Genomic DNA, 15,041 nt, shown 5'->3' on the forward strand with positions numbered 1-15,041 from the left:
GGCACTTCTTCGGGATCGCTAATACTCACATAGCGGTAATTCACCCCCCAATAATTGCTGGTGCTTGCGGTCATCATCTCGTTTGACGTGCTTTTTGTCGTAATCGGGGCCGTCGACAAAGACAGCGACAGGTTTGGCGCGATCATCGGCCTCATAATAGGAGTCTGCCTTGACGACGGGTTCATCGCCGTCGTAGATCGTCTTTTGTGCAGCATCGGGCTACGGGAAGTCCTCTTCATGGACAGCCTCTAACACGGCGCATTCAAGTTCGGATTCACACGCGGCCCAGAGTTCCTCGAATCGGACGTCTCTATCAACACGACTTCAAACGGCGACGTCGCCCGTCAGAGCGGCGGGACCGTCGTCACGGATCTCTCGCTGGTCGGGACGAAGTGGTGGGACCACGGGTTCTTGGGCGTCTCCGCACTCGGGGAACCGATCGTCGTACAGGACGCGACGTTCCTGGGTGGGAAGATCGGTGTCTACGCCTACGGTGCACCGGGCACCGTCGTCTGAAATACGGCGATAGAGGGGGTGATGGTCAGCGTCTTCGACTTATACGCGCCGCGACTCACCACGTTCGATAACCAGGTGACTGACACGTGGAACGCCATCTACGCGGAAACGCGCTCCTATGGGGCAGTTATCGTCGGGAACTACGCGGGGAACAGTCAGAACGGTATTATCATCGAGGACGCTCGAATTATCTCGCACGGAACACCGCTGTCCGGAACACACACGGGTTGCAGGTCATCTCGAAGTACTCCGTCTACCTGCGTAACGTACTCACGTATGCCGAAATCGGTGCACGGAGCAGTTCGCTCCTCCCGACGAACAACGTGACGGAAAACGCCTTCGTGGGGAACGCGCGCCACGTCAGTACCCAGGCTTGGAACGTCCGGCACGTCTGGGAGCGGAACGACTGGTCGGACACGCCCAGGGCTGACTGGGACGGCGACGGTACCCTGTCTCGGGCGTTCCGTCCGACGGCACCGATAGACAGCGGGGCCGTCACCCACCCCGCCCCTCGAACACTTTCGAGTTCACTGGCGCTCGCGCTTCTCCGCCGTGCCCAGCAACTCGTTCCTGGGTTACAGACGGCGGGTGTCGTCGACCCGACGTCGCTCATAATCCCCGTCTGTCAGCGTGGGCTGGAAATCGGAGGCCAGAACACAACAAGACGGGACAGTACGACGACGGCAACCCGTGGACGTACACGGGCTAATTCAGTCCACGGGCGCAGAAAAACTTAACCAACAGAGCGGAAGGAATCCATCACTATGTTGGTTAATTGTGTTAGGGCGAGGATTCGCCTTCGAGCACGTCGATGAGCTCTTCTGCTGTGGAACTGATCCGTCCGAGGCGCTCGCGAACGACCTCGGGATCGTCCGACTCCCACGCAGCGAGGTAGAACGCCGACCCGCTGGTATCCAGTCCACAGTACCGCCCGACGACGTACGCGACCGCCTCGGCTTCGACTTCGCGTTTCGACCGCTCGGTGTCGTCGTCGACGTCGAAGTGGAGCAGGGCGTGGGCGTACTCGTGGATCAACGTCCGCGCAAGGTCGGCATCGTTCTCCCGATCACGCACCTCGACGAGCGGCTGGACGTCGACGAGGCTCAGCTGTTCGCAGATGCCCTTCGCCTCGCCGTGGGTCCACTCCGCGGCTGGAACGATTCGCACCGTTACGCCGAGGTCGTCAGCGGCGGCAGTCAATTGCTCGACGAGGTCACCAGCGTCCCCGGTTGCTTCCGTGTCGAGGTCGGGAAGTGGCTCGCCCTCGGTCTGGGAGACATCGAACACCGGCGCGGGCTTGAACCCGACCAGACCCTCGGACCACTCCTCGGATGGCGACTCGTCGTACTCACAGTCACTGTCCTCGTGGTAGCTCGGCGAGTTCTCGCACTCCGGGCACTGCTTGGTGATGATCGGCGCCCAGATCCAGATGGCCGACTCGCCCTCCGTGACGTGGCGGTCGAACTCCTCCTGCCACGTCCGGTAGCCCGCCACCCGGCTCGCTTCTGGATACTGGCGCTTGATGAGGAGCGTATTCCGGTAGGAGTAGTCGTGGAAGCGACTCTGGACGTCGAGCCACTCCTGGAACTCTTCGCTGGCCTGCGCGTCGTCGACGCCAGCGACGAGTTCGTCGATCCACTGTTCGATAGTGCTGTTCATCTCGTCGGATCGCGTGTCGGTCTGATCGAAGGAGACCGACGAGTCTCTGGTCGTGGACATCGTGTTCACCGAATCGAATTCACGGCGACTGCGTCTGTTCAGACCGCGCCGCACCCCTCAGGGGCGTTCAAAAAACCGCTCTGTCGGTCAGCGGAGCTCGTGGCGTTCGTCCGCAAAGCCAACCGTGACGAGGTACTCGAGGAACTCGTCGAACCGCTCGACGTCGCTAGGCGTGTCGGTCGCAAGGTGACGCGCCCACTCGATGGCCCACTGGAAGGCGGGATCCGTGCCGCCCTTGCCGTGAATGTACCACCACCGAGCCGCTTTGAGAACCACTATGGGATTCGTCGGCGGCTGCTCACCGGCGAGCCCACGGGTGATGGATTCGATTTCGTCGGGGACGTCGGCGGAATCGACCTCCGCTGATTGCGTGTTGTCGATATCGACCGGGATCTCGTCGATCGAGACGTTGTCGGGACTCTGTTGTTGACTCACTGGAAGTCACCTCTGAGAGCGTTCGAAGGAGCCCTCGCCCTCTCTGGGGGCACGAAAAACAGGTCGCGAAGTCACGCCGGCGGGAGGTAGACGCTCTGTTCGCCGGCGATTTCCTCCAGGTTGTTTCGATGGCGGTGGCTGAAGTAGCACTCGTAGCTGCAGTATCCACAGATTGTACCGGTATCGTATTCGGCGACGTACGGGCCGCGGCGAGTTCGCCAGACGTTCGTCCCGCACTCGGTACACGCCGCGCTCTCAATATTGACTGGCGTAGGCCCTGACTGACATCGTCGACGTAGCGATCCTCGATGCTGGTGCCGACTCGCTCGAACCGTACGACGCTGTTGTCACGATGGCCTATCACGAGAGCTACCTCGAGGGAGTCGACTGGATACACTCGATTCAGGCTGGTGTCGACCGATTTCCTTTCGACGAATTGCGCGAGCACGGCGTGCTCCTCACGAACAGCAGCGGCATCCACGGTCCGGCGGTCGGCGAGACCGTCGCGGGATACATGCTTTCGTTCGCACGTCGACTGCTGCCAGCCGTGAAATCGCAGACTCAGCGGGAGTGGTCGCCTCCCGCATGGGACGACGCATATACGCTGGCAGACGAGCGATGTTGCATCGTCGGGTTAGGGACGCTCGGACGGGGAATCGTGGACCGGGCGACCGCGCTCGGACTCGACGTCGTCGGCGTCCGTCGCTCGGGTGACTTGCTCGATGGGGTTCGAACAGTCTACACACCGGCCGACCTCCATACGGCGATCCGGGATTCGAAGTTTGTCGTGCTCGCGGTACCGCTCGTCGACGAGACTCGCCATCTCATGTCCACCGAGGAATTCGCCGCGATGCGTGACGATGCGATTCTGATCAACGTCGCGCGTGGCCCTGTCGTCGACCAGGCGGCTCTCGTCGACGCCCTCGAAGCTAGGGCGCTCGGTGGGGCTGCACTCGACGTCTTCGAGGCGGAACCGCTGCCCGAGGAGTCCCCCCTTTGGGAGTTCGAGGAGGTTCTCATCACTCCCCACTGCGCAGGATTCACTGAGGACTACTATCGGAACGTCGCGGATCTCGTCCGGGAGAACATCGCCCACATCGACGCCGGCGAGGAACTCGTCAATCGATCCGTGTAGCCGAGTGGCTTGGGATTACGCGGATCGCATAGATCGAACAGAGGCACACGATAGACTTCCACTATAGCTGTTCAGTGATATGCTCCTTGAGCAGCGTCCGGTGACAGCGTTTCTTGTCGGTGTTCTCGAAACAGACGAAGACAAGGTGTTCGTCGTCACGAAGCCGATCCGTGAGCTCAGCAGCTGCCTCCTGAGCATCCGCTGCTTCGGTGAGATGTGTTCGGTACCGGTCCTCGAATCCGACCTCGTCGCAGGCAGCATTATGGGCGCCTTCGTCACACATCCCCTGCATTTTGAAATCCTCGTGGCGCTGTTTGAACTCGTCCAGGAGGTCTGGCGGTGGACCGAGTGCCGGGTAGTTCTCGTCGATCGTCGTTCTGAACCAGCCAGTAGGCCGTCGTACCACACCCACGAGCGTAGCCTCCGGGGAGATGTCTACGAGATCATGCTGTAGCGCTGCGACGTACGTGTCCTCGAGGAGGTCAGAGGTGGTCACGATCTCTGTCTTTGCCGTTCGGCGCCCAGCGTAGTCAACCTCCCGGTGGATGTCTATGGCCCCTGCCCGCTGGGGGGTTTTGTGATCGTTCGCAGAGCGAGAATATGGCTGGGCTATGCTGTCGAGACTGTCCAGCGGGTAGGACGACCGACATCGATTCGGTTAGCGGATTGACGCATTACTGCCGGAGTACGGTCCAAATAGAAACTGCACGTCCAACAGGTATCGAATCAACGGCTGTTTGTCGATATCGAAAGCTATAGTCCGATTTGTGAGCAAGAGCTAGGGGAATGTCGTGGATCTTGCTCTTTGTAGCTGGCCTGTTCGAGATCGCTTGGGCAATTGGCTTAGAGTATTCTGACGGCCTCTCAGAACCAATCCCGACAGCGGGTACAGTCATCGCGCTCATCATCAGCATGGTGTTACTCGCGAAAGCGATACAAAACCTGCCGATCGGAACCGCGTATGCTGTCTGGACGGGGATCGGCGCAGTTGGCACTGCCTCGCTCGGCATCGTCTTATTCGACGAACCGGCGACGAGTGCCCGTCTCCTCTTCATCTCCGTGATCGTCTTCGGGATCGTTGGCCTCCACTTCGTCTCTGGAGGCCATTAACGACGACTCACCGAACGGAGTCCGGCGGTTACCAGCCGTACTCCTGGTGGACCTGGCGACCTTCTTCGTTCAACAGTGGTCCGACCACATCGCTGACGCCATCCAGAATTTCCGCGCACCGAACTGTTGGCTCGCTCCCGGTGAACGCCGCGATTTCATCACTCCCGACACTGTAGACGACGCGACCGAACCCAGCTGTCGCCATCCCGCCAGCACACATCGGACACGGCTCGGTGCTCGTATACATGACCATCGCAGCACGCTCAGCAGCGTCGTACTCTCGGCACGCACGGTACGCGAGATGGAGTTCGGGATGGCGTCGGATATCATCCTCCGTAATCTCGCGGTTCGAATCGTTCATGATGACAGTATCGTCGCGGACGAGCACGGAGCCAAACGGTTTGTCGCCACGAACGGTAGCCTCGCGCGCTAGCTCGAAGGTCTCGCGCATATGTGCGTCGTGATCAAAATCGTCGAAATTGGGAGCTGCCATAGCTGTATGGTAGTCTCTCTGGGTGAAGTACTTGGTTGGAACGGCGACTCAGGCTTCGTTTGGCCTGTGACGGTCCCTGTCGGTTGGTCTATCCTTCGGGAGGTGATGACGGTGATTTTTCACCCCGCTGCCAGCCTCCCCTCTGACCTCCAGTATTCCAGATGTAGAGTGGTTAAGAGTCTGCAACGCGGACTTACCTACCGAGGAATGATTCTAAGTGACGGATAGAATGAAGGCTGTTCGCATGCACGAGTTCGGCTCACCGGATGTCCTCAGATACGAGGATGCGCCCCGCCCGGATCCGGTTGATGATGACGTTCTCGTTCGGGTTCACGCAGCGGGTGTCAACCCAGTCGACTGGCGGATTCGTCAGGGAATGCAGATGGTGTCGATGCTGCCCGAGAATCCGTTCCCCATTATTCTCGGGATGGATGTTTCAGGCGTCGTTGAGGAGGTTGGCGCGTCAGTTACCGAATTTGAGTCGGGCGATGCAGTGTTCGGTGTCAATGGGTTCCCGGAGTTAGGCTCCTATGCGGAGTATTCGACTACACCTGCCGAACAACTTGCCCCGAAGCCAAAATCTCTCGATCACGAGGGGGCAGCTGGCGTGCCGGTCGTCACGCAGACCGCCTGGCAAGCGTTGTTCGAGTATGCTGATTGCACGGCCGACCAGCGAGTTCTCATCCACGGCGCAGCCGGTGGTGTCGGACACATGGCCGTTCAGCTGGCGAAATGGAAGGGGGCCGACGTAATCGCCACGGCATCGGGATACAGCGAAGACTATCTCCGGGAGTTAGGCGTCGACGAGTTCGTGAACTACCGCGAGGAGCGCTTCGAGTCAGTGATTGACGAGGTCGATATCGTGGTAGATACAGTCGGGGGTGAAGTCCCAGCACGCTCAGTCGACGTGCTCAAGGAAAATGGGGTGCTCGTTTCAGTCGTTGGACAACCATCGGGAGCGCTCACCAACAACCACGACATCGATGTACAGGTGGTAAGTGGGCGGTCGAATTCCCCGTCACTGTTAACCACCATTAGCGAACTGATTGACGCCGGGGAAGTACGCCCCACGATCAGTGCCGAATTCCCACTCGAAAATGCAGCTCAGGCACACGAAGTAGGTGAGACAGAACACGTACGAGGGAAACTGGTTCTCAGCGTAGCGTGATTCGACGTGTCATACATTGAATTGGGATCTACAGCCAATATCGAGAGGATCTACCACTTCAATTTTTGTGACAATAATATTAGAACTAATCCTCCAACACCGATCAACGTGACCATCGCCCTGTAGCGGATGACTTACGGGATGCACTTACCGAGAGAGTAATAGAACGGATGGAATGGATACGGAAACTCCGGAACTCACCAGCAGCAGCCGTGATTTTCGCGAGTACGCTCGTCGCTGTCATGGGTGTCTCACTCATCAGCCCAGTACTCCCAGCGGTACAGGAGGCGTGGAACATTTCGGAGGCACAGGCCAGCCTCTTGCTGTCGGCGTTCACGCTCCCCGGAATCTTTCTCACTCTCCCGATTGGACTGCTAACCGACCGCATCGGTCGGAAACCGATTTTGATCCCGGCGCTCGTCATCTTCGGACTCAGTGGCGGCGGCATCATCTTCATTTCCGATTTCACCCTGATCTTGGTCCTGCGAGCCATCCAAGGGGCGGCGAGTAGTGCGATTGCGATGCTCACGGTCACACTCCTCGGCGACCTCTATTCCGGTGAACAACGACGAGTGCTGATTGGGACCAACGCGGCGATTCTCGCGGTGGGTGCTGCTGGCTATCCGTTACTCGGCGGTGCGCTCGCGACAGTCGCTTGGTCGGCTCCCTTCGCGTGTTTCTTCCTCGCGTTACTCGTCGCTGTTCCCGGTATAACTCTGCTTGAGGAGCCACAACGTGAGGAGAACGGTGGGAATTCGAGCATCCGTGCATTCCTCACCGGGCCCACATCGATGACCCCCTTCGTCGTGCTCTATCTCGCAATCTTCGGTATCTTCGTCATCCTCTATGGCGCGCAACTCACTGCCGTTCCGTTCCTGCTCGCCAACGAATATCAGCTCTCTTCAGCGGGTATCGGCCTTCTCGTGGGATTACCCGCGGTTACGATGGGAGCGACAGCCATGCAGGGTGATCGCGTGCTTCGGTCGCTTACCAGTTTTCAATCGATCGCACTGGGATTCATGAGTTACGGGGCCGGACTCGTCATCGTCGCCGCCGCGGACTCCATCCACGTGGTTGCTGGTGCACTCCTTCTATTCGGACTTGGTCAAGGACTTGCAGAGCCGATTACGGATACGGCACTCAACGAACGAGCACCGGACGAATTCCGCGGGAGCATTATGAGTATTCGGACAAGTGTTCTCAGACTCGGCACGACGGTCGGTCCGCCGCTTAGTGTCGGGGCTGCAGCACTGTTCGGCTATCGTCAAACCCTGTTAGTGTCTGGTACCGCTGCCTTCTTGATCGGAGTAACGTGGTTTACGGTGAGACGTCAGTGAACACTCAAAGTCAGCTAACAGATTGGAGACGGAATGTGTTCATTGGTGGGTATCCCGAATTCGACGTACGGTGACCTCGGCAAGCTGTGTGAAACCCACTGTATCCGGCATAACATCGACAGCGATCCCATGCTTGTCGACAGCACGTTTTGTTGGTGCTCCTATCGCTCCAACAATCGTCTCCTCTAGCTCGCGTTGGAGTGCAGCGACAGCGTCACGTTCAGTCGCAATTTGAACGAAGTGTTCCACCGTCTTTGGCGAGGTGAACAGTATACCGTCCAGCTTACCGTCTACCGCAAGTGAGACCGACTGTCCCGCAGTCTCCGGTCGTTCCAAGCGATATAAGGCTGTTTCGCTGACAATTGCACCAGCTGATTCCAGTCCTTCAACAAGTACTTCGCTGCCGTGTGCACTCCGAGCAAGTTCAACGGTTTGGTTCTCGACATCAGTAGATAACTCGTCGACGAGCCCTGTGGATGTGAACGTCGATGGAACGATATCGACTGAATAGCCCCGATTGCATAATGCGGTTGCAGTCTGATCTCCGACAGCACAAACAGTGGTTCCTCGTTGTTTCCATCCCGCTGTCGCAGCTAGATCGACACCGGTCTCGCTTGTGAAGATACAGTAATCTGCATGTTGGGGAACCTGACCGGTCGGTGTGATTGCCAGCATCGGGTCTGGAATCGGGGATACATCGAGTGACTGGAGATACTCGACCGCCTCAACGATGCGGCTGTCGTCGGGTCGGAGAACAGCCACCGTCGGCTGGGACATATTGAACAGTAAGCCGATGCTGGACTTGTGTGTACCGAGAATCGGCGACCAGTCTCGAACGATTCAAACCGGCATCCTGCTAATTGCCGGTATGGACGAGGAGTCTCACAACCACGTTGTTCCCGGAAGTGATGAAGAGTTGACCACGCCAGACGTGCAGGGCTACGACTTCCGTGGCGAATTCGATTTTCAGGAGATGCTGGAGGCGTATGCAACGACGGGCTTTCAGGCGACGCAACTCGCAGAGGCCATCGACATCGCCGAGCAAATGCAAGACGCCGATGCCACAATCTATCTCACATGCACGTCGAATATCATTTCGTCGGGATTGCGTGAAGTCGTCGCCTACCTCGTTCGTGAAGGGTACGTCGACGTGCTTATCACGACCGCGGGATCGCTGGCGGAGGATGTTATCAAAACGGCGAAGCCGTTCAAAATGGGAGAGTGGGATGCGGACGAGGCCGCGCTCCGGGAACAGGGAATCAACCGTCTTGGGAATCTCTTTGTTCCTTCCGACCGATACGTCTGGTTGGAGGAGTACCTGTACGACTTCTTCGAGGAGTTCTTCGCCGACGAAAAGGTCCGGACGCCGACGGCGTTTGCCCGCGAGTTAGGGGAGACACTCGACGATCCCGATTCGGTCCTGAAGCAAGCGGCGGACAACGACGTTCCCGTGTACTGTCCGGCGCTGACGGACGCCGAAGTTGGGAACTTTCTCTACTATTACAGACAGGGATACGACTCGGAGGTCGGCATCGAAATCCTCGACGATTATGACTCGCTTATCGAGGACGGGATGCTTGCTGACACGACAGGTCTGATCGCAGTTGGAGGGGGCGTCCCGAAACACCACGCGATTATGACAAATCTGTTCCGTGGCGGGGCGGATTACGTCGTCTACATCTCGACTGGTATGGAAGGGGATGGGTCACTCTCTGGAGCGCCCCCGAACGAGGCAGTATCGTGGGGAAAGATCAAAGACGATGAGCGGACGAATTACACGCAGGTTGAAGCAGAAGCAACGCTCGTCTTCCCACTGCTTGTAGCGGGTGCTTTCAGCGAGTGAGTGCGATCTGCTGATTAAACTGGCGCTGTAGCAGACTGTAGCTAGAAAGCGTAGTAGGGTGGTTACAGTTGATGCTTGGCGGTCGACCGTTCAGTCCGAGTGTGCGGGAGATCCAAGTTGATCGTTGCCTTCGCTAGAGTCGGTTGCAGCCACCTGATCTCCGTTCGCCGAGAGCAGGCGGCGCTTCGAGTTGAAGACGACGATGAGACTACTGACCGCCATCATAACGGCGGCGATCAACGGCGTGATCACGCCAGTCATTGCCAGTGGAAGCGCGATCGCGTTGTAGCCAGCCGCCCAGAGCAGGTTCTGTTTGATTCGGCCTCGTGTTTCACTCGCCAGCTTGAAGACTTCGGGAACGGCGTCGAGACGGTCGTCCAGTACTACCGCGTCGGCCGCCTCGATCGCCAGATCGGTGCCGCTCGAGACCGCGATCCCGAGGTCTGCGCTCGCGAGGGCGGGCGCGTCGTTCGTTCCATCGCCGATCATTGTCGTCGTCCCGCGCTCCCGGAGACCCTGGACGATCGCTTCCTTGGACTCGGGGCGCACGCCTGCAAATACGTGATCGATCGCTGGATGGTTTGCAAATGTTTCGGTCATCCGTTCGTCGTCGCCGGTCAGCACGACGATTTCCCGGTCCGCATCCGTGAGATCGGTAACCACGCGTTCCCAGTTCTCACGCGGCGTATCTCGGACCGAGACGATCCCCTGGACGACACCCTCCCAGGCAATCGCTGTCGGATGATTGCCCGATTCGTAGGCGTCCGTGACGGCTGTCTCGATCTCTGCAGGTATCGTCCACTCGTCGGCGTCAAAGGAGTCTGGATGGCCGATAATCACGCGGGTATCGTCGACGAGGGCTGACACGGTACGGTCGGCGCTCTCGAAACGCGACACAGAGCGTGTGGTCGGCGGGGCGGCATCGTCGATCGCAGCGGCGATGGGGTGGCTTGACCGGCGTTCGACGGCGGCCGCCATCGCAAGCACTTCGTCAGGATCGTCGCCAGCGACGTCCACAAGCTCCATCTCCCCCGTGGTGAGCGTCCCAGTCTTGTCGAACACGACGACCGCGGAGTCGTCGATCCGCTCGAGCACTGTCTCGTTGAGGACGAGTATGCGATTATCGGTGGCATCGCGGGTGGCCGCCGCGAGAGCAAGCGGGGTCGCGATCCCGAGCGAGCACGGACACGAGACCACTAACACAGAGACACCGACCATTATAGCTGTATTCGGGTCGTTGCCGAGGACGAACCAGCCAGTGGCAGTTAGCACGGCAAGCCCGAGTACGAACGGAACGAACAGTACCGCAAAGCGGTTGACAATATGCTGGACACCCGTCGCAGAACTCTTGACGTTCCAGAGGAGTTCGACGAGGCGATCCATCGTGCTGGTGTTTTCTGGACCAACTTCGACGACAACCGCATTATCTGTGGGGATCGACCCGCCGAGTACAGTGTCCCCGACGGATTTCCGTTGCGGGAGAGATTCACCTGTGATGAGTGCCTCGTCGATTGCGGCAGTCCCGTCGACGATCTGGCCGTCGACTGGCACCCGTTCGCCAGGTTTGACTAACAGGTGATCGCCAGGCTCACACGCTTCAATGTCGATGGTTTCGGTGGCCTCGCTGTCGTCGTCGAGCCGGCGGGCGTCATCGACGCGTGAATCAGTGAGGTCAGCGCGATTGCCGAGTGCAGCGCGTTTGACCCGTGACTCAATATGGTTGCCGATAGTGACGATCGCGAGCACCATCACTGCGACGTCGAAGTACGGGTCGCGCCCGCCCGTGAGGTAGGTGGCCAGCGAGTAGAGGTACGCTGCGAGCACCGCGATGGCGATCAACACGTCCATGTTCGGGCGACCGACTTTCAGGCTCACATAGGCCCCGCGGAAGACCGGGTATCCGAGCCCGATAACGATGAGTGTGCTCCAGACCGCGAGCGGCCCGAACACCATCGCCTCAACGGTACTCCCGTAGAGAAAGCTCTCGGGATAGATGCCGAGGTATACCGGATAGATGAACAGGACGTAGAGAATCAACACGGGCATCATCAGTACCGCCGCGAGCACTGCACGGTATTTGCCGAACTCGACGCGCGAACGCAGCGAGTCGTTTTCCTCGTCGGGACCGTGGGCCTGATAGCCCAGTCGACTGAGTGCAGCGGAGATCGCGTTACGGTCGATCTGGGCAGGATCGTACACCACCTGCGCCATTTCAGTGGCGTAGCTCGCACGCGCCTCGTGAACACCGTCCTCTTCCTCGGCAAGGAGTTCGATGAATCCTTCGCAGGTCTGACAGTGCATACCGTCGATCGAGAGGTAGGCCGTTTCGGCGCCCTCGGGGACATCGGGTTGGGAATCCTCGGCCGCGACACGGTCACGGACGGCCGTAATGGAGAGGTCGACGTCCTCACCGTTGTCAACCAGGCGTGCGACCTCTAGACAGCCCCGACAGCAGAACTCGCCGTCGATGGCCTCGTCGATGATTGGGTCTTCGACAGGGAGGTCACAGAGTGTACAGGTGGACATGTTACGCAACCGCCTCCGAGCCGGAGATTGGTTGATAGTACGGGATATCGGGCAACGGGAGCACGACGCCAAACCGCATGAGCCCCATCGCTAACAGGACGTATCCGAGCCCAATGAACAACACACCGAGTCCATAGTGGACCACCTGTCGCTGGCGGGCGCTTACTGACTGGATCACCGTTCCGTAGAGGAACACGCTAGGAATCGTCCCGAGCCCAAGCGCGGCGAGCGAGAGGAGACCATATACAGGCGAGCCCTGTGCGAACGCATACAGGAATGCGGGATAGAGAAGCATACACGGCAACAATCCATGAAGCGCGCCAAGCCCGACGATGCCGATGCCGTTGACCCAGCGGTCGATCCGTGTCGAGATCACTGTGTAGGTTCGCGCGAATACTGATCCGATACCAGTATCGGCAATCACACCTTCGACGGCTCCTTGTTGGTAGCCGGCCAATCGGGTGATCCCCATCCCGAGGATTGCCACGCCGATGCAGATGCCGACGACACCCTGGACTGGCCCGAGAATCCCGGCGAGCCCGATCGTCCCGTAGAGTAGCGCGCCAGCAGCCCCGAAGACAGCCCCGATGAGGGCGTAGCTCATCGTCCGGCCGAGGTTGAACAGCGCGTGCTGCCGCACTTCATAGAGAGTGAGTGCGCCAGACCAGCGGTCGTCGGTTTCCATACGCTCGGCGTAGGTTGCAACGAGCGGGCCGCACATTCCAATACAGTGTGCACCGCCGAGGAGACCAATCAGAAAAAACACCACCAGTCCGTAGCCACTCGCGATGCCGATCTCACTCAGTTGTACTAGGACTGCCGAGATCATACTCACGGCTGGCAAAGCCAGCATAGATTAGAGTATACCACCCGTCCTGTGTAGTTGGTTTCGGTTCGGGCCGTGACTTCGAAAGTCGCTGATGAGAATAAATAGGAACACACAGCCCGAATGTTCATTAGATATGCCCGAATTCATGCAGCGATCGGCACGGGAACTTGCGTCTGAAGCCCGTACTGGGTGTGTGTCTGCGCTAACCCTCCTCGAGTCAACCCTAGAGCGTATCGGAGCAATCGATGATTTGAACGCATTCATCACGATCACTGAGAAATCGGCACGGGAGCGTGCTCACGCGGCCGACGCTGCAGCGGCCCGTGGAGAAGACCTCGGCCCACTCCACGGTGTGCCAGTCGCAATCAAAGATCTTCGGAGCCGGAAAGAGGGTGTCAAGAATACGATGGGACTCGCTCCATTGGCCGATAACGTGGCCGACGAGGATTCCATCACAGTCGAACGGCTGGAAGCTGCCGGTGCCGTCATCGTCGGTACGACCAACACACCGGCACTCGGTCACACTATTAAGACAGAGAATCGGCTCGTTGGTGCGACTCCGACCCCGTTCGACTCCGATCATTCTGCGGGCGGCTCATCTGGTGGCTCGGCAGCGGCGCTTGCGGCGGGTGCAGTACCGCTTGCCACCGGGTCAGATATCGGTGGCTCGCTCCGGGTTCCGGCCTCCTGTTGTAACGTCATCGGGCTGAAACCGACGTTCGGGCTTGTTCCCGAACGTATCCCATTCGACGGATTCGGCACCCACTCTCCGTTTTTTGTGGGTGGGCCGATGGCACGAACAGTTGAGGACACAGCTCTCTTACTCGATGTCCTCGCAGGCTATGACGACCGAGATCCATTTAGTGTGCCCCGTCCAGAGACGGAATACGTCGAGACCACTAACCGGCCGACTACTGAGCTATCGGTTGCGTACAGTCCGAATCTGGATTTACAACCAGTTGCATCGACGGTGCGTGAAACAGTTGATGCTGCCGTCACGGACCTAGCGGCCGGCGGTGCGACAGTCGATACTGTGGACGTCTCGCTCCCGTCGTATGAAGAGCTCTCGATGGCGTACGTCACGCAGGTTGGCGTCTTCTTCAGTGCATTTGCTCAACGAATCGAAGACCGGTACGGCATCGACTTCGAGACGGCAGATGTCGAAGACACGGTTCGATCGACGATCGCATTAGGAACAGAGACCGACGCTGCCGACAATCGATTACAGAACGCGCCACGGACTGATGCATATGATGGCATTCAGGACGCGCTGACGGGCTACGATGTTCTCGTCACACCCACTCTGACCGTCCCACCGTTCAGCAAGCATCTCACCGACGGCTATCCAACGGAAATCAACGGTCAATCCGTGATTGGTGTCCCGACAGACGTGATGTTGACATGGGTGTTCAATATGACTGGCCACCCTGTGGCGTCAGTTCCTGCTGGGATTACCGACAACGGGCTCCCTGTTGGATTACAAATTATTGGCCGGCGATTTGCTGAAGCAGATATTTTGAGCGTCGCAGCAGCGCTCGAACGAGTTCGACCGTGGATAGATCAGTATCCTGTACGGTGAACCGACCAGTTATCGGTGGCTGACACAGCATCTGGACCTCTTGAGCAGCTCTCGAGATCAAACACAATAACCGGTTCCTTTCTCATTTCTACAGAAGACTGCTTACTATCTCAGCGAGACATGCTTGAACGGCCCCGAATGTGACTCGCATCGTAGCGGCCCCAAATCCAAGAGCAATGAAACTCACCATGACAACGAAATTGGCCTTCGAATCGTTGGGGCTAAGCAGGAGCGTGAGCACCGCGAGCGTTCCCGACATCGTACTGATGAAAAGCCCAGTCAGAAATGACAAAATTGTAAAAAATGGGTCGGTGAAACCCATCACGGAGTACGCTGGTTCATAGATCCCAA

16 protein-coding genes and 1 pseudogene are annotated in these 15,041 nt (G+C 58.6%); 8 read left to right on the top strand and 9 right to left on the bottom strand.

Annotated features, from left to right (window positions below; genetic code table 11):
* Positions 1-60: 60 nt before the first annotated feature.
* Together ACYJ11_RS19355 and ACYJ11_RS19360 are read left to right on the top strand one after the other, a co-directional pair.
* Positions 61-252 carry a hypothetical protein gene (locus ACYJ11_RS19355; protein WP_461649073.1) on the top strand — a complete coding sequence of 64 codons (192 nt, stop codon included), beginning with the start codon at positions 61-63 and terminating at the stop codon, positions 250-252.
* 350 nt (positions 253-602) lie between these two features.
* On the top strand, positions 603-1,253 hold the full coding sequence (locus tag ACYJ11_RS19360) for a NosD domain-containing protein (RefSeq protein ID WP_461649074.1): 651 nt from the start codon (positions 603-605) through the stop codon (positions 1,251-1,253).
* Between the two features lie 43 nt (positions 1,254-1,296).
* Here ACYJ11_RS19360 and ACYJ11_RS19365 read toward each other — a convergent pair whose 3' ends face one another.
* The 3 genes and pseudogenes from ACYJ11_RS19365 to ACYJ11_RS19375 all read right to left on the bottom strand — a co-directional run.
* Positions 1,297-2,235, bottom strand: coding sequence for an ArdC-like ssDNA-binding domain-containing protein (locus ACYJ11_RS19365; RefSeq protein ID WP_461649075.1), 939 nt, complete (start codon positions 2,233-2,235; stop codon positions 1,297-1,299).
* A gap of 87 nt (positions 2,236-2,322) precedes the next feature.
* A complete protein-coding gene (locus tag ACYJ11_RS19370) occupies positions 2,323-2,670 on the bottom strand; it encodes a hypothetical protein (RefSeq protein ID WP_461649076.1) in 348 nt (115 codons plus the stop codon).
* A 71-nt stretch (positions 2,671-2,741) separates the two neighbouring features.
* Positions 2,742-2,930: pseudogene (locus ACYJ11_RS19375) on the bottom strand (DUF6610 family protein); the annotation flags it as partial.
* A 41-nt stretch (positions 2,931-2,971) separates the two neighbouring features.
* On the opposite strand from ACYJ11_RS19375, the gene ddh reads away from it, so the two are divergent.
* Positions 2,972-3,805 carry a D-2-hydroxyacid dehydrogenase gene (ddh, locus tag ACYJ11_RS19380; RefSeq protein WP_461649088.1) on the top strand — a complete coding sequence of 278 codons (834 nt, stop codon included), beginning with the start codon at positions 2,972-2,974 and terminating at the stop codon, positions 3,803-3,805.
* Positions 3,806-3,866: 61 nt separating this feature from the next.
* Here the strand turns inward: ddh and ACYJ11_RS19385 are convergent, their stop codons facing one another.
* Positions 3,867-4,301 carry a DUF488 family protein, N3 subclade gene (locus tag ACYJ11_RS19385; protein WP_461649077.1) on the bottom strand — a complete coding sequence of 145 codons (435 nt, stop codon included), beginning with the start codon at positions 4,299-4,301 and terminating at the stop codon, positions 3,867-3,869.
* Positions 4,302-4,591: 290 nt separating this feature from the next.
* Here ACYJ11_RS19385 and ACYJ11_RS19390 point away from each other — a divergent pair, with 290 nt between their 5' ends.
* Positions 4,592-4,915, top strand: a complete 324-nt coding sequence (locus ACYJ11_RS19390) for a DMT family transporter (RefSeq protein WP_461649078.1) — start codon at positions 4,592-4,594, stop codon at positions 4,913-4,915.
* A gap of 28 nt (positions 4,916-4,943) precedes the next feature.
* Here ACYJ11_RS19390 and ACYJ11_RS19395 read toward each other — a convergent pair whose 3' ends face one another.
* Positions 4,944-5,408, bottom strand: coding sequence for a nucleoside deaminase (locus ACYJ11_RS19395; RefSeq protein ID WP_461649079.1), 465 nt, complete (start codon positions 5,406-5,408; stop codon positions 4,944-4,946).
* 229 nt (positions 5,409-5,637) lie between these two features.
* On the opposite strand from ACYJ11_RS19395, the gene ACYJ11_RS19400 reads away from it, so the two are divergent.
* Both ACYJ11_RS19400 and ACYJ11_RS19405 read left to right on the top strand, forming a co-directional pair.
* The gene (locus tag ACYJ11_RS19400) at positions 5,638-6,576 is read left to right on the top strand and encodes an NADP-dependent oxidoreductase (protein WP_461649080.1); all 939 of its coding nucleotides are present in this window, start codon (positions 5,638-5,640) and stop codon (positions 6,574-6,576) included.
* 170 nt (positions 6,577-6,746) lie between these two features.
* Positions 6,747-7,913: an MFS transporter gene (locus tag ACYJ11_RS19405; protein WP_461649081.1), complete on the top strand. Its 1,167-nt coding sequence runs from the start codon at positions 6,747-6,749 to the stop codon at positions 7,911-7,913.
* 39 nt (positions 7,914-7,952) lie between these two features.
* Here ACYJ11_RS19405 and ACYJ11_RS19410 read toward each other — a convergent pair whose 3' ends face one another.
* Positions 7,953-8,690: a uroporphyrinogen-III synthase gene (locus tag ACYJ11_RS19410; RefSeq protein WP_461649082.1), complete on the bottom strand. Its 738-nt coding sequence runs from the start codon at positions 8,688-8,690 to the stop codon at positions 7,953-7,955.
* 91 nt (positions 8,691-8,781) lie between these two features.
* Here ACYJ11_RS19410 and ACYJ11_RS19415 point away from each other — a divergent pair, with 91 nt between their 5' ends.
* Positions 8,782-9,756, top strand: coding sequence for a deoxyhypusine synthase (locus tag ACYJ11_RS19415; RefSeq protein ID WP_461649083.1), 975 nt, complete (start codon positions 8,782-8,784; stop codon positions 9,754-9,756).
* 90 nt (positions 9,757-9,846) lie between these two features.
* On the opposite strand, the gene ACYJ11_RS19420 is transcribed toward ACYJ11_RS19415, so the two are convergent.
* Both ACYJ11_RS19420 and ACYJ11_RS19425 read right to left on the bottom strand, forming a co-directional pair.
* Positions 9,847-12,282, bottom strand: a complete 2,436-nt coding sequence (locus tag ACYJ11_RS19420) for a heavy metal translocating P-type ATPase (protein WP_330990219.1) — start codon at positions 12,280-12,282, stop codon at positions 9,847-9,849.
* A gap of 1 nt (position 12,283) precedes the next feature.
* Positions 12,284-13,135 carry a sulfite exporter TauE/SafE family protein gene (locus ACYJ11_RS19425; protein ID WP_079980352.1) on the bottom strand — a complete coding sequence of 284 codons (852 nt, stop codon included), beginning with the start codon at positions 13,133-13,135 and terminating at the stop codon, positions 12,284-12,286.
* A 109-nt stretch (positions 13,136-13,244) separates the two neighbouring features.
* On the opposite strand from ACYJ11_RS19425, the gene ACYJ11_RS19430 reads away from it, so the two are divergent.
* The gene (locus ACYJ11_RS19430) at positions 13,245-14,690 is read left to right on the top strand and encodes an amidase (protein ID WP_461649084.1); all 1,446 of its coding nucleotides are present in this window, start codon (positions 13,245-13,247) and stop codon (positions 14,688-14,690) included.
* Between the two features lie 88 nt (positions 14,691-14,778).
* On the opposite strand, the gene ACYJ11_RS19435 is transcribed toward ACYJ11_RS19430, so the two are convergent.
* Positions 14,779-15,041 (bottom strand): hypothetical protein (locus ACYJ11_RS19435; RefSeq protein ID WP_461649085.1); only part of this gene is annotated, 263 nt, incomplete at its 5' end.

Source organism: Haloarcula sp. H-GB5 (genome assembly GCF_054850705.1).

Coding starts and splice junctions, on each gene's coding strand:
- ACYJ11_RS19365 (WP_461649075.1), bottom strand. CDS start 2,235: ATGTCCACGACCAGAGACTCGTCGGTCTCCTTCGATCAGACCGACACG.
- ACYJ11_RS19390 (WP_461649078.1), top strand. CDS start 4,592: ATGTCGTGGATCTTGCTCTTTGTAGCTGGCCTGTTCGAGATCGCTTGG.
- ACYJ11_RS19395 (WP_461649079.1), bottom strand. CDS start 5,408: ATGGCAGCTCCCAATTTCGACGATTTTGATCACGACGCACATATGCGC.
- ACYJ11_RS19400 (WP_461649080.1), top strand. CDS start 5,638: ATGAAGGCTGTTCGCATGCACGAGTTCGGCTCACCGGATGTCCTCAGA.
- ACYJ11_RS19405 (WP_461649081.1), top strand. CDS start 6,747: ATGGAATGGATACGGAAACTCCGGAACTCACCAGCAGCAGCCGTGATT.
- ACYJ11_RS19410 (WP_461649082.1), bottom strand. CDS start 8,690: ATGTCCCAGCCGACGGTGGCTGTTCTCCGACCCGACGACAGCCGCATC.
- ACYJ11_RS19415 (WP_461649083.1), top strand. CDS start 8,782: ATGGACGAGGAGTCTCACAACCACGTTGTTCCCGGAAGTGATGAAGAG.
- ACYJ11_RS19420 (WP_330990219.1), bottom strand. CDS start 12,282: ATGTCCACCTGTACACTCTGTGACCTCCCTGTCGAAGACCCAATCATC.
- ACYJ11_RS19425 (WP_079980352.1), bottom strand. CDS start 13,135: ATGCTGGCTTTGCCAGCCGTGAGTATGATCTCGGCAGTCCTAGTACAA.
- ACYJ11_RS19430 (WP_461649084.1), top strand. CDS start 13,245: ATGCCCGAATTCATGCAGCGATCGGCACGGGAACTTGCGTCTGAAGCC.